The organism is Psychrobacter proteolyticus, from assembly GCF_038155145.1.
GTDB lineage: Bacteria > Pseudomonadota > Gammaproteobacteria > Pseudomonadales > Moraxellaceae > Psychrobacter > Psychrobacter proteolyticus_B.
Genome location: NZ_JBAKAY010000005.1, coordinates 210,480 through 224,787, shown reverse-complemented (window position 1 = coordinate 224,787; position 14,308 = coordinate 210,480). Strand labels below are relative to the sequence as shown.

The 14,308-nt window shown below is 44.3% G+C and carries 9 protein-coding genes; 5 read left to right on the top strand and 4 right to left on the bottom strand.

Annotated features, from left to right (window positions below; translation table 11 throughout):
• Positions 1-405: 405 nt before the first annotated feature.
• Together gyrB and V6252_RS08280 are read left to right on the top strand one after the other, a co-directional pair.
• Entirely contained in the window at positions 406-3,021 is a 2,616-nt protein-coding gene (gene gyrB / locus V6252_RS08285) for a DNA topoisomerase (ATP-hydrolyzing) subunit B (protein ID WP_341610049.1), read from the top strand.
• 126 nt (positions 3,022-3,147) lie between these two features.
• Complete coding sequence (locus V6252_RS08280) at positions 3,148-3,771, top strand: manganese efflux pump MntP family protein (RefSeq protein ID WP_341610048.1); 624 nt, start codon at positions 3,148-3,150, stop codon at positions 3,769-3,771.
• Between the two features lie 110 nt (positions 3,772-3,881).
• Here V6252_RS08280 and rlmF read toward each other — a convergent pair whose 3' ends face one another.
• Together rlmF and V6252_RS08270 are read right to left on the bottom strand one after the other, a co-directional pair.
• Complete coding sequence (gene rlmF / locus V6252_RS08275) at positions 3,882-4,919, bottom strand: 23S rRNA (adenine(1618)-N(6))-methyltransferase RlmF (protein ID WP_134292782.1); 1,038 nt, start codon at positions 4,917-4,919, stop codon at positions 3,882-3,884.
• Positions 4,920-5,006: 87 nt separating this feature from the next.
• Complete coding sequence (locus V6252_RS08270) at positions 5,007-5,762, bottom strand: LysE family translocator (protein WP_341610047.1); 756 nt, start codon at positions 5,760-5,762, stop codon at positions 5,007-5,009.
• Positions 5,763-6,000: 238 nt separating this feature from the next.
• On the opposite strand from V6252_RS08270, the gene V6252_RS08265 reads away from it, so the two are divergent.
• Positions 6,001-6,801, top strand: a complete 801-nt coding sequence (locus V6252_RS08265) for a crotonase/enoyl-CoA hydratase family protein (protein WP_341610046.1) — start codon at positions 6,001-6,003, stop codon at positions 6,799-6,801.
• 193 nt (positions 6,802-6,994) lie between these two features.
• On the opposite strand, the gene V6252_RS08260 is transcribed toward V6252_RS08265, so the two are convergent.
• Complete coding sequence (locus V6252_RS08260) at positions 6,995-7,813, bottom strand: hypothetical protein (RefSeq protein WP_341610045.1); 819 nt, start codon at positions 7,811-7,813, stop codon at positions 6,995-6,997.
• Positions 7,814-8,179: 366 nt separating this feature from the next.
• Here V6252_RS08260 and V6252_RS08255 point away from each other — a divergent pair, with 366 nt between their 5' ends.
• Positions 8,180-9,340 carry a MalY/PatB family protein gene (locus V6252_RS08255; protein ID WP_341610044.1) on the top strand — a complete coding sequence of 387 codons (1,161 nt, stop codon included), beginning with the start codon at positions 8,180-8,182 and terminating at the stop codon, positions 9,338-9,340.
• A 201-nt stretch (positions 9,341-9,541) separates the two neighbouring features.
• Here the strand turns inward: V6252_RS08255 and V6252_RS08250 are convergent, their stop codons facing one another.
• Positions 9,542-11,620: a hypothetical protein gene (locus V6252_RS08250; RefSeq protein ID WP_341610043.1), complete on the bottom strand. Its 2,079-nt coding sequence runs from the start codon at positions 11,618-11,620 to the stop codon at positions 9,542-9,544.
• A 694-nt stretch (positions 11,621-12,314) separates the two neighbouring features.
• Here V6252_RS08250 and guaA point away from each other — a divergent pair.
• Entirely contained in the window at positions 12,315-13,925 is a 1,611-nt protein-coding gene (gene guaA, locus V6252_RS08245; protein ID WP_341610042.1) for a glutamine-hydrolyzing GMP synthase, read from the top strand.
• Positions 13,926-14,308: the final 383 nt, after the last annotated feature.

Below are 14,308 nucleotides of genomic sequence, written 5' to 3'. Positions count from 1 at the left end.
ACGACCTTTCACAGACTGTAAAACTCTCAGTAAACAGTGACTTAGAAGCAAAAAAATGTTAAAATAACCCTTTATTTTTGTCCTGTTCTCAGCAATTTATTTGATAGCATCATAGAAAAGATTTCTATTTTTCAATTATCTATAAGTATTTGATAGTTATGTATTTTATTTATTTCAATAGTTTTAACAACGGTTAGAAAAACAAAGACTATTACTAATAAATAATTTACTAATTTTATCTCTGTGCAGCCTTTTTTGAGGCTAACGGTGGTTAGTGGTTTAGCTGCTCACATGCACTTTAGATTATGAATAATAGACGTTAATTTTAAGATGCCATTATGAAGCGGACTTTTTATAAGTGCGCTGGTCATAAATGGCTGATTATGGCTAGATTAAGGAATGTACATGAGTGATTCATTACCTATTGACCACGAGCAATTGATAGACGACAGTACTACTGAAGCCGCTGTACCTACTGTAGTTTCAGAAGTATTGCCTTCTGATTATAGTTCTAAAGATATTCGCGTATTGCGTGGGTTAGAGGCCGTACGTGTGCGTCCTGGTATGTATATCGGTGATACCGATGATGGCACAGGCTTGCATCATATGGTCTTTGAGGTAGTGGATAACTCTATCGATGAGGCGCTTGCTGGTCACTGTGATCAGATTGATATCGTTATTCACGAAGATGAATCTGTCAGTGTGATGGATAACGGACGCGGTGTGCCTGTTGATATCCATCCAGAAGAGGGTGTATCAGCGGCTCAGGTTATTATGACTGTCCTGCATGCGGGCGGTAAGTTCGATGATAATAGCTATAAAGTGTCAGGTGGCTTGCACGGTGTAGGTGTATCAGTCGTTAACGCTCTGTCTCAAAAGCTTGAGATGAATATCTGGCGTGAAGGCTATCATTATCATCAGACTTATACTGATGGCGTACCTGATAGCGATATCCAACAGATGGAAGCAACCGATCAGACGGGTACACAAATCCGTTTTTATCCTAGCAGTGATGTGTTCACCGGTACGATCTTTGAGTACGATATCTTAGCAAAACGCTTACGTGAGCTATCATTTTTGAACTCTGGTGTGCGTATTGTTTTGACTGATGAGCGTATTGATAAACGTCATGAGTTTGAGCATAAAGGTGGCTTGCTAGAGTTTGTTAGCTATATCAATGCTGGTAAAGACGGTATCAACGAAGTATTCCATTTTACCAGTCAGCAAGATGACGGTATCAGCGTAGAAGTCGCGCTACAGTGGACAGATACATATAACGAAAAAGTATTGTGCTTCACTAACAATATCCCGCAAAAAGATGGTGGTACTCACTTATCTGGTTTCCGCTCAGCATTGACGCGATGCTTGAACAGTTATATGGATCGTGAAAACTTATTTAAAAAAGAGAAAGTAGCCGCAACGGGTGATGATGCTCGTGAAGGGTTGACTGCAATTGTCTCTGTAAAAGTACCAGATCCAAAATTCTCAAGTCAGACCAAAGATAAGCTAGTATCAAGCGAAGTGAAATCTGCTGTTGAATCAGCCATGCATGATAAGTTTAATGACTACCTGCTTGAGAATCCAAGTGCTGGTAAAGCCATTGCTAATAAGATTATCGATGCAGCGCGTGCACGTGATGCGGCTCGTAAAGCACGTGAAATGACACGTCGCAAGACCACTTTGGATATTGCAGGTCTACCTGGTAAATTGGCTGATTGCCAAGAAAAAGATCCAGTATTATCTGAACTATACATTGTGGAGGGTGACTCTGCAGGTGGCTCAGCTAAACAGGGTCGTAGCCGTAAAACGCAAGCAATCTTGCCACTAAAAGGTAAGATTTTAAACGTCGAGCGTGCTCGTTTTGATAAGATGCTATCATCTGCTGAAGTGGGTAACCTGATTACTGCATTAGGTTGTGGTATCGGTCCTGATGAGTATAATCCTGACAAAGTACGCTACCATAAAATCATCATCATGACCGATGCCGACGTTGATGGATCACATATTCGTACCTTGTTATTGACGTTCTTCTTCCGTCAAACACCTGAATTGATCGAGCGTGGTTATGTATATATTGCTCAGCCGCCGCTATACAAAGTGAAAAAAGGTCGTCAAGAGTTATACCTAAAAGATGACGAAGCGCTTAAAGCTTATCTATTGTCTTCAACCATTGACAATACTAAGCTGCATATCAGTGCCGATGCGCCAGCGATTACTGGTCAAGCGCTTGAGACACTGCTCAATGACTATAACCAAACGCAGTTGATCAAGGCGCGTCTGCAGATTCGTTTCCCAGCAGTGATTTTGGATGCATTGACGCATACGCCGAAACTTAGCACTGATATGACTTATGATGAGTCTGCTATGCAAGATTGGAAAGTAGCGATGCAGACTAAGCTGGATCACTTCGGTAGCGATCTAAACCCTGAGATTGAACTGGTCAATATCCATGCGCCGCAGCCAAAAAATATGGATGCAGCCGCAGCGGATCTATTGGGTATGACGCCAGTAGTAGGGACTGAGGAAGGCGAAGCGTCAGATAGTGAGGCTTTATCTACCAAAGCACAGTGGCTGCCACGCGTCACGGTATATGTGCATCAACTGGCACACCATTATCTGTTAGATGCTAGCTTTATCAACTCTGGTGAGTATGGCAAGTTGTTACGTCTATCAAGCGAGTGGAATACGTTGCTTGAGAGCGACGCCTTTATTCGCCGTGAAGCAAGTGCGGGCACAACGAAAGATATCCCAGTACGTGACTTTGATTACCTATGGCAACAAATGATGCTGGATGCGCGTCGTGGTCTAGCTATCCAGCGTTACAAAGGGCTAGGTGAGATGAACGCCGACCAGCTGTGGGATACAACGATGGATCCTGAAAACCGTCGTATGCTACGCGTTACGATTGAAGATGCTATCGCTGCTGACCATATGTTTACTTGCTTGATGGGTGATCATGTTGAACCGCGTCGTATCTTTATTGAAGAGAATGCGCTAACAGTATCGAACTTAGATATCTAAATTTAAAATTGGTTACTGACAATTTATAAAAATACCGCTTTGATATTCAAGGCGGTATTTTTGTTTCACGTGAAACTCATTTTTTAACGTTGCTATTATTTAATAATTATAATTTGTGGGAATCAAATGGTTGAAGTAATTTTACTCGCTATTGCTTTAGCGATGGATGCGTTTGCAGTGTCGATAGGGTTGGGTGCTAAGGCTCAAAAATATAGTCATCAATATGTACTGCGCTTGGCTATCTATACTGCGCTTTACTTTGGTATTGCTCAAGGGGTAATGCCTCTTATTGGTTACTTATTGGGTGCGGCAATGTTGGGTTGGTTGGCCGCTGCTGCACCATGGATTGGCGGTACTATATTGATTGCTCTAGGTGGGAAAATGCTTTACGAAGTGTTTACTGCTGATGAGTCAGATGATGACAGTGATGATCTGGACGTCAATGATGATGCTATTAATACTGGTAGTGACACAGTAACAGCCACGAGTAAGCATGGACATATTAATCACCGCACTATGTTTACGTTAGCGGTTGCAACCAGTATTGATGCAATGGCAGCAGGGTTTACGCTGAATTTATTGGCACTGAACGCGTGGTTAGCTTGCCTTATTATCGCTGCAGTAACCGCTATATTTGGCTGGCTCGGGGTCTATTTAGGACGTCGCTCAGGCACATGGCTAGAGGATAAAGCTGAAGCATTGGGCGGTATCGTGCTTATTGCAATTGGTCTAAAAGTAATGTTTTTTTAGCTAATATATTTAGATTTTTACTGAATATTTATGTAAAAGCACCGCTTTGTATATCAAAGCGGTGCTTTTTTGTTTCACGTGAAACTCGAATTAGTAGTTCTGCTTAGTGATTACTCTTCGTCAGTGTCAAAACGCCAAGCTAGTACGCGAGTGCTTTTTTGACCTTGGCTCATCTCGATGATACGCATTTGAGCGACGTTTAGCTGCTTTAATAATAATTGCAATGGCTTAACGTTTTCAGATTTTGATACTAAGGTTGTGAACCAACCCACATGTTCTGCAAAGCTCTGACTTTCTTTTGCCATCTTGGTCAAGAAGGCAATCTCGCCACCTTCACTCCATAGCTCTTTATGCTGACCGCCGAAGTTTAAGTTTTGTGCAGCGTTGCCTGATTTGGTTGAACTACGGCTGATTTGCTCGCTTTCATTTTTACCACGATGGCGCTGCAAATTGTGCTGCTTGCGGCTATTGGCTTCCATCGCTTCTTCTAATGAAGCATGAAACGGAGGGTTACAAACCACGACGTCAAAATAATCTTGACGACCAATGATGTTCTTAAAGATAAACTTAGGCTCAGGCTGCAGCTTTACTTTGACCGCACTCTTTAGTTTTGGATTAGCTTCACAAATCAGCGCTGCAGTGTTGACCGAAATAGGGTCAATGTCACTTGCTGTAAAGCGCCAGCCATAGCTTTGGCTACCGACGATAGGATAGATAGCACTCGCACCAGTACCGATATCAAGGGCGTGAATTTCTTTGCCCGTTGGCGGTGTATTATCAGCATTTACGTGAGTGGTTTGCGCCAATAAATCTGCGATATAGTGAATATAATCGGCACGTCCAGGAATGGGCGGGCATAGATAACCTTCAGGAATATCCCAAAATTTAACCCCGTAATAGTTCGCCAACAGTGCTTTATTTAGTACGCGAACAGCCTGATGATCCGAGAAGTTAATCGTCGACTCACCTTTAGGATTGGTAATGGTGTGGTCAGCAAGCTCAGGTAAGGCGCGAGTCAATACTGCAAAGTCATAACGACCTTGGTGCGGGTTACGTGGGTGCAGCTGACCGAGTTTCTTCGCGGTCGCAGGAGATCTGTTTCTGTGTTTACTATTTGCAGGGTTACGGGTCATGGGCTTACTTGTCATAATGTCAGGCTACGATATATGGATATAAGTAACCAGTGTAGCAGATTTCGCAGGTTGCTAATTGTTTATCCGCGCTTTATCGGTCGCTTATCGATGACGCAATATCAAGTTAAGCCCTAATACGATCATTGCAGTACCCAATATACGGTCGATCCAATGCTCAAATCGTTGAAAGCGTCGATGTACCGCAGGGATAGAGAGTAGCATGACGACCGTACTAAACCACGCCATCTGTAACATCATCATCCATACACCATAAATAGCCAATTGCCAAAGCGGTATGTCAGGCGACAATACAAGAGTAAAAATGGCTACAAAATAGACAGGCGCTTTTGGATTAAAGACATTACAAAGGAATCCGCGACGCAACGTGGCAAAGGTAGATTCGCCATTACTAGGCAATTTTTCGATAGTGGTTTCTTTGGTTGCAGGTATGGTTTGACTAGCAAGCGAATCTTGCGAAACGTGAGCGCTTGAACCTACTTGTGAGTCTGCTTTTTCTAAAGGATGTGTTTTTTCTAAAAGATGAGCTGTGTCTAAATCTGCTGGTTTTTTAGGCTTGGCTTGGATACCTTGCCAACCTAAGTAAATTAGATAGCCGCCCCCCAACCATTTAATAGTAGTCAATAACGGCTGCGAATGAGCAATGACAGTCGCCAGTCCTAATACAGAATAGATAATATGGACGGCAAGACCCAAGGTAATACCGAGACTACAAATCAAACCTGTGCGTCGACCTTTTGCTAATGTCTGCTGCGAGACTAAGACAAAATCAGGGCCAGGTGAGGCCGCAGCCAATAGATGTACGCTAGTGATGAGTAAAAAACCGTGCCAAAATTCCATAAAATACTCTGAACCATATTTAGACCTGCAACATAGTTGCACTTATCGTAAATGAGGTCAACTTTTATCGATTTTTGCACTATGCGAGTCATCTCTATTGCTTGTGTTATAGAACGAGGGTGTCTATATTAAAGGTGACTTATCGCTCAATCTCTACCGATAAATTATTGAGATTCGACTATATAACCACTCATTATATGCAAAATATGCAAATAATTACTTTAACAAGGATGGAACCATGACTACGGATAGTAGCGCCACAGAAAACCGCATCACTTATAACACGCAAGGCCATGTTTGCCTTGTCGGGCTAAACCGTGCCAACAAACGCAACGCCTTTGACAGTCATATGATTGCCCAACTGTCTGACGCCATGACTCGCTACGAGCAAGATGACAACTTACGTTGTGTATTGATATTTGCCCATGGAGATCACTTTACCGCTGGGCTAGATTTGGTAGAGCTACAAGACAAGCTAAACGATGGCGTGTTTGAGTTTAATGACGATCAAATCGATCCATGGGGCATTAGCGGGAAACTACGTACCAAACCTGTGGTCGTGGCGGTCAAGGGCACTTGCTTCACCGTGGCTATCGAGCTGATGCTAAACAGTGATGTGGTCATCGCTAGTGATAACTGTAACTTTGCACAAATGGAAGTCCAGCGCGGTATCATGCCATTTGGCGGTGCAACGGTACGCTTTGTCGCCGCTGCTGGCTGGCAAAAAGCCATGCCGTATCTACTCACTGGTAAAGCATTCGATGCGCAAACGGCCGATAGGCTGAATTTGGTCAGTGAAGTAGTAGCAAATGGGACTGAGTACGAGCGTGCATTAACGTTGGCAGAAGAAATCTGTAAAGCGGCACCTTTAGGCGTGAGAGGGGCATTGTCTTCAGCACAAGATGCCAGCCGTAATGGGGCAGCGACTGCATTGGCTAATATCCATAGCTATCTGCCGCCGCTGTTTCATTCAGAAGATGCCAAAGAAGGTGTAATGGCGATGGTTGAGAGACGTGAGGCGGAGTTTAAGGGGCGTTAATATTAATAAAGTTTAAGAGTTGTTTCTCGTACGCAAAAGATAAAAGGACGATATGTGCACTTACCTTTTAAACTTCCGTAAAAGTCCTATTTAGTCGAACATAACACCCAAAAAAACCTCGCAATTGCGAGGTTTTTTGTTTTATCTAGTATGACTAACTATACCAGTGTCAGTGTTGACCACTCAACTATAATTATTTAACCGACTTATAGTAGTCAACCATCATAGTACCCAAAGTGCCGTTGTCATCGATCGTGACGATTCTGACCGTACCTGATTGTGCTGCGGTACTCGACTGCACTTGTCCAGCGTTACCTAGGACGACTTGGTTGTCTTTGGATGCTTTCGCCTCGTTACCGATAGCGATACTGTTCATGCCGCCTGCCATAGATTTATTACCGACCGCCACCGAAGTTGCGCCTTGTGCCATAGCCGCTTCACCAACAGCGGTAGAGCGCATACCGCTTGCATTGGCTAGATGACCAAACGCTTGTGCACGTTCAGCGGTGGCTTTTGATTGCCAGCCGATAGAGGTTGAGCCTAGACCAGCAGCATTGGCTTCACCGCCTACGGCAGTGGCTGAGTTTAGACCTGCATTGGCTTTATTACCGACAGCAACCGTATCATTATTGCCACCTGCCATGGCTGCTTCACCGACAGCGGTAGAGCGTACACCGCTCGCATTGGCTAGATGACCAAAAGCTTGCGCACGTTCAGCAGTGGCTTTAGATTGCCAACCGATAGAGGTTGAGCCTAGACCAGCAGCGTTAGCTTGACCGCCAACGGCAGTAGCTGAGTTTAATCCTGCATTAGCCTGACTACCGATAGCAACGGTATCATTGGTGCCGCTAGTTGTGGCAGCGTTGCCAAGAGTGATAGCGGTGCTGCTAGTTGCGTTTGCAGTTTGATGGTCAGTTCCTGTTGCCATAGCAGTGCAAGAAGCAGTTGAGGCAATGGCAAAGGTGAGGGCACTAATCTTTAGTACTGATTTCGGTAAAAAGTCCATTTTCATTCTTCATTCCTTTTTGTTAGCCTTGATGGCTTATTAGATAGTTTGGGTAGATGTTGGTAGATTATAATCATGGCAACATCAGCGCACTCTGGCACAAATAACTTTATGATAGATAGAGTCCGAAACCTTAATGTAGCATTATTTTTTAACCATTATTCAAATAATGTTTACTTTATATCTTTGAAGGTTATTTAAGCCGATAAATGGATAATTAGAGTCTAAGAGCACTTTAATTATTCGTAAAAAATCGAATACGTTTTAATCTACTAAAGCAGATAGCGTAGCGTATATTGATAATATAGTGCACATATTGCGCTGTGTTTTTGACGTTCTAAACCATTATTATTCCAAATAAGAAGAGTACCAATGCAATACAACTTTGATGAAATAATCGACAGACGCGATACAGGCTCACTCAAGTGGCACTATAACGATGACACGATTGCGCTATGGGTAGCAGATATGGATTTTAAGGCTGCCGCACCGATATTAAGCGCGGTTGAGCAAGTCATGCAGCATGGCATCTTGGGTTATACCAAGCCTACTGGCGCCTTATACAACTCGATTATTGATTGGCATGGTAATCGTTATGAATTGCAGTTAGAGAAGCAGAATATCTTGTTTTCCCCAGGTGTCGTGCCAAGCCTAGCGCTGATGATGAATGTCTTTACCAAGGTAGGCGAGGCGGTAATGGTCAACGATCCTATTTATACACCCTTTATGAGCAAGGTTGAGCAAAATGGTCGCAAGCTTGTGCTCTCTGCACTGAAGGAAGTCGAAGGTAAATATCATTTAGATTTGGCTGATATAGAAGCCAAAATTATCGAGCATGAGGTTAAGCTTTATCTACTTTGCAATCCGCATAATCCTGGTGGTCGCGTATGGACGAGGGACGAGCTGGAAGCGCTACTGGCGATTTGTAAAAAGCATAATGTGGCGATTGTTAGTGATGAGATTCATCAAGATTTGACCTTGACTGGTCATACGTTTATACCGTTTTTAACACTGGCAAAAGGCTATGAGCACAATGTAGTCAGCCTGACTTCGATGACCAAAACCTTTAATATCGCAGGTATCAAAGGCTCGATGATATTTGCTAAAGATAAAGCGCTAATCAAAAAAATCGGTCAGCAGCAGCAGTTAAATGATGAGTACGAGCTGAACCTATTTGCATATACAGCCATGCGTAGTGCTTACGAGCATGGTGGTGAGTGGCTAGAGCAGGCGCTTAGTTATATCGAAGCCAATATTGAATTGACGATGCAGTTTTTAAATGAGCATTTGCCTGATATTAAAATCATGCGTCCAGAAGCATCTTACCTAATTTGGCTAGATTGCTCAGCATATAGTCAAGACGATCAAGCGCTGTATGATGCGCTTAGAGCTGCTAAAGTTGAGCTAAACGCTGGCATTAAATATGGCGAGGAAGGACATTTAAAGATGCGCCTAAATGTGGCCTGTCCTAAAGAAATATTGCTAGAAGGGTTGCATCGTATGCGTACAGCCTTTGAAGGTACTCTCAAATAGAGCATCAAACAGATATAAAATGTGAGTTAAATATTTGCACTTATGCACTAGTCTAAAAGTTAGATTAGCTTTCTGCTTATAGGCTTGGTTATATCTGAGTGAATAAAAACCCCGCAATTGCGGGGTTTTTGTTTGGCTTGTTTTAATGGTCTTTACTTTATCTGTATAAACTAATAGCTTAAGCAAATACTTATAGATTATTTACCAAGCAAAAGTAACGCCGCCACGTGCGCCTACTTTGCCGGTATCAGTACCAAAACCAGCGCCTGTCGAAATGGTAACACTGTCACTTACTCGTCCAGCAAACGATGCGCTGATCGCAGTGCTACTGTTGTAATAGCCCGTACCGATAGTCATCGCATATTTCTTACCTGAAGGAATAACCGGTGTCTCCATCGACAATGCCATGGCAATACCGTCTTCTGCTTCATCTAAACGATCTTCTTGACGATTGTACTGACTACGCAAATCGTTGAACTGTCTGGCACTTGCAAATGAGTCTACACTACTGGTACCTAATGTACCGTTTGCATCCGCTGTCACGATACTGGTAGTACCAGATTGTGACGCAGTGCTCGCTTGTAATTGACCTGTACTGCCCAAGACAATTTGGTCATCATTTGCAGCAGAAGCACCGTTACCGATAGCAATACCGTTTGAACCACTAGCGGTGGATTGGTTGCCTAGCGCGATAGATCCTGCACCTTGCGCCATTGCGGCTTCACCAACAGCGGTCGAACGTACGCCTGTTGCAGAAGCTAAATGACCAAAAGCTTGCGCACGTTCAGCACTAGCGGTTGATTGCCAACCTATTGCGCTAGCTCCCGCTTGCGTTGCTTGAGCTTGAGCACCAACCGCAGTTGAAGAGGTACCAGAAGCCGTGGTTTGACGCACACCACTTCTATCCCCACCGATCGCTACACCATCTAAACCTGACGCTACTGAGTTATTACCAATAGCGACGGCATTATCTGATTCGGCGCTAGCTGCTTCACCGACTGCTGTTGAGCGTAAACCAGTCGCTGATGCTAAGTGACCAAATGCTTGCGCACGTTCACCAGTTGCTTCTGATTGCCAACCTACTGAAGTAGACCCTAAACCTGCAGCATTTGCTTGACCACCGACAGCAGTGGCTGAGTTCATACCAGCATTTGCTTGGTTACCAATAGCTACAGTGTCATTACCACCGCCTGCCATTGCTGCTTCACCGACTGCCGTAGAACGCACACCGTTTGCTTGAGCCAAATGACCGAATGCTTGCGCACGTTCGCCAGTAGCTGCTGACTGCCAACCTACTGAAGTAGAACCTAAACCTGTAGCGTTGGCTTGACCACCGACTGCAGTGGCTGAGTTATTACCTGCATTAGCTAGATTACCAATAGCGACAGTATCGTTACTGCCACCAGCGACCGATTCGTTACCTAGTGCCACCGAGCGTTCGCCTTGTGCTTGCGCAGCTTCACCTACGGCGGTAGAGCGTACGCCGTTCGCTTGAGCTAAGTGACCGAATGCTTGCGCACGTTCGCCAGTAGCTGCTGATTGCCAACCTACGGAAGTAGATCCTAAACCTGCAGCGTTGGCTTGACCGCCGACTGCGGTGGCCGAGTTCATACCAGCATTTGCTTGGTTACCAATAGCGACCGTATCATTGCTGCCGCCTGCTATTGCTGCCTCACCCACTGCGGTAGAGCGTTCGCCGTTCGCTTGAGCCAAGTGACCGAATGCTTGAGCGCGTTCAGCGGTGGCTGCTGATTGCCAACCGATAGAAGTAGATCCCAATCCTGCAGCGTTGGCTTGACCGCCAACAGCAGTGGCTGAATTCATACTAGCATTGGCCTGATTACCAACCGCGACCGTATCGTTATTGCCACCTGCCATTGCAGCTTCACCAACAGCGGTCGAACGTACGCCTGTTGCAGAAGCTAAATGACCAAAAGCTTGTGCACGTTCAGCAGAGGCGTTTGATTGCCAACCGATAGAAGTAGATCCCAATCCTGAGGCATTGGCTTGACCACCAACAGCGGTGGCTGAATTCTGGCCTGCAAATGCTACATGACCGATGGCAACGGTATCATTAGTTCCACCAGCATCGGCCATAATGCCACAGGCCAGAGACGTATCACCGTTACTGATTGCACCTAAAGTAGTGGTATCACCATTTGAATCACTGAGTTGACATTCAGCTGCCATGACGGTGGATGCATTAAAAGACGCTGCGGCAACTGCCAAAGTGAGTGAGCTAAGCTTAAGTGCTGAGCGTTTCGAGAACTCCATTTCCATAATTTTTATCCTTTTCTAAGGCCTGAAAGGCTCTAGGTTGGTTCAGTGAATATTAAAAGGGGTGTTTGCACTATCCGTCAGTCTAAAATAACTTTACTGCCAGATAACTTAACAATTGACCGTACAAAGTTTTGTTAAACATTCATTAATAAAGTCACTTTTAACTATCGTCAGAACAATGCGACTTTGTATCTAAAAGCACAGTTTGTATCTACATTAGTAAGAACTAATTAACAATGTACACTGCTCCGTAATAAAAATCGATTAATATTTTTCTATTGTTTCAATATGATATGGTATTAAAAAGATGTCCTTCACGAACCTTGAAGAGTAAGTGTTAATTCAAGTAGTTGTATCATGAACTAGAACGATTAAAGTGATTCCGTAAAGTCTTATAGTTGCAGTGTTTTTAGATTATTGTTCACTAATCACTATCCTGGATAAGGTTTTACTATAACTAAGCGATTGAAATTGAAGACTAGTGCAAATTTTATAGGCTGTTTACGTGATTAGTCGAAAGTTGCTAGTAAAAAATGAACGCCTATCAGGCTAGTTAAGAGTATTCATAAGCTTGATTAGGCAGTTTCTGATAAAAAATCTATTGAATAACGAAATTTTGCGGAGGAAGTAACCCTTATAGTGCGTAAACTTGTTAAAATAGGGCACCAATTTATCTATTGATGGATATCGATTTATGACCACTGCTGCTGCCACTCCTGCAATCAAAGAAGATCGCATCTTAATCCTCGATTTTGGCTCGCAATATAGCCAGTTAATCGCTCGCCGTGTGCGCGATTCTGGGGTGTTTTGTGAGATGTTCCCTTATGATATCGACACTCAGCGCATCATCGATTTTGGCGCAAAAGGCGTCATTTTGTCAGGTGGCCCTGAGAGCGTCCACGCAGAAAACAGCCCACGTATCAACGATGCGGTATTTGATCTAGGCGTGCCAGTACTAGGTATCTGCTACGGTATGCAAGCAATGGCAGATCGCTTTGGCGGGCAAGTTCATGCCAGTGATATTCATGAGTTTGGTGCGGCGACTATCGAAGTAAATGGTCACTCGCAGCTGACTGACGGCATCGAAGAAAGCAAGACTGACGGCGCTGCTGCCAAACTAAACGTTTGGATGAGTCATGGTGACAAGGTCATCGAAGTACCTGAAGGCTTTGACATCATCGCTAGCACGCCAAGTTGTCCAATCGCGATTATGGCCAATGATGACAAGCAATACTACGGCCTACAGTTCCACCCAGAGGTCACGCATACGCTACAAGGTCAAGCGCTGCTTGGTCGTTTCGTACATCAAATCTGTGAATGTGCAGGTGAGTGGACGCCAGACAATATCGCTGATATGCGTATTGCACAGTTAAAAGAGCAAATCGGTGACAAGCAAGTACTGCTAGGTCTATCAGGCGGTGTTGATAGTTCAGTCGTTGCCGCGCTATTGCACAAAGCAATTGGCGATCAGCTGACTTGTGTGTTCGTCGATAACGGTCTATTGCGTCTGCATGAAGGCGATCAAGTGATGCAAATCTTTGCAGAAAACATGGGTGTAAAAGTCATCCGTGTTGATGCCGAAGACTTGTTCTTAGATGCGCTAGCAGGCGAGTCTGACCCAGAGAAAAAACGTAAAATCATCGGCAAAACCTTCATTGACGTATTCGCTGATAGCGCGCGTCAAGTAAGTGAGCAGAGCGATGGTAAAGTCGTTGAGTTCTTGGCACAGGGTACGATTTACCCAGACGTGATCGAATCTGCTAAGTCACATCAAGGCAAAGCACACGTGATTAAGAGCCACCATAACGTAGGCGGTTTGCCAGATGATTTGGCATTTAAACTGATTGAGCCGTTACGTGATTTGTTCAAAGACGAAGTACGCAAGCTTGGTATTACCTTAGGTCTACCAGCCAAAATGATCTATCGTCACCCGTTCCCAGGTCCAGGTTTGGGCGTGCGTATCCTTGGTGAAGTCAAAAAAGAATATGCGGATATCCTGCGTTTGGCTGATGCAATCTTTATGCAAGAGCTTGAGCGCTCAGGCTGGTATGACAAGACGGCACAAGCATTTGCGGTATTCCAACCAATCAAATCAGTCGGCGTGGTCGGCGATGGCCGCCGCTATGCGTGGGTAATCGCGCTACGTGCGGTTGAGACGGTAGACTTTATGACGGCACGCTTTGCGCATCTGCCGTATGATTTGATCGAGACCGTATCGAACCGTATCATGAATGAAATCGCTGAAGTATCACGCGTGACTTATGATGTTTCGAGCAAGCCACCTGCAACGATTGAGTGGGAATAACATCAAACTAAAAATCTGATTAGCGTCGTCAAACTCGTTCAGCCTACTTGATGTAGTGCTATCACTCGTTTTCCTCGCTACTCAAATTTTTTGAATTGATGAACAGCTTGTCAATAATCAAATGCTCTCGCTATAGCTATAAAAAACACTCAACTTGGTTGGGTGTTTTTTTTGTTTAAATGCTTTGGAGCTAATCTCGCTTTCCGCTATTATCTTGTCTGCCCACTAGAGCCGCGACTAAAGCCCGCCGTGTTTCTGCTACCGCGAGACCACGGCAGGCTAAGTCGCTGCAATCTAGTAGTCACACAAGGATAACCGCTGCAATCGAGGCTAAAACACTCTACAAGTCGTAGACTAAAATATAATAAGCGTATCTATCGAGT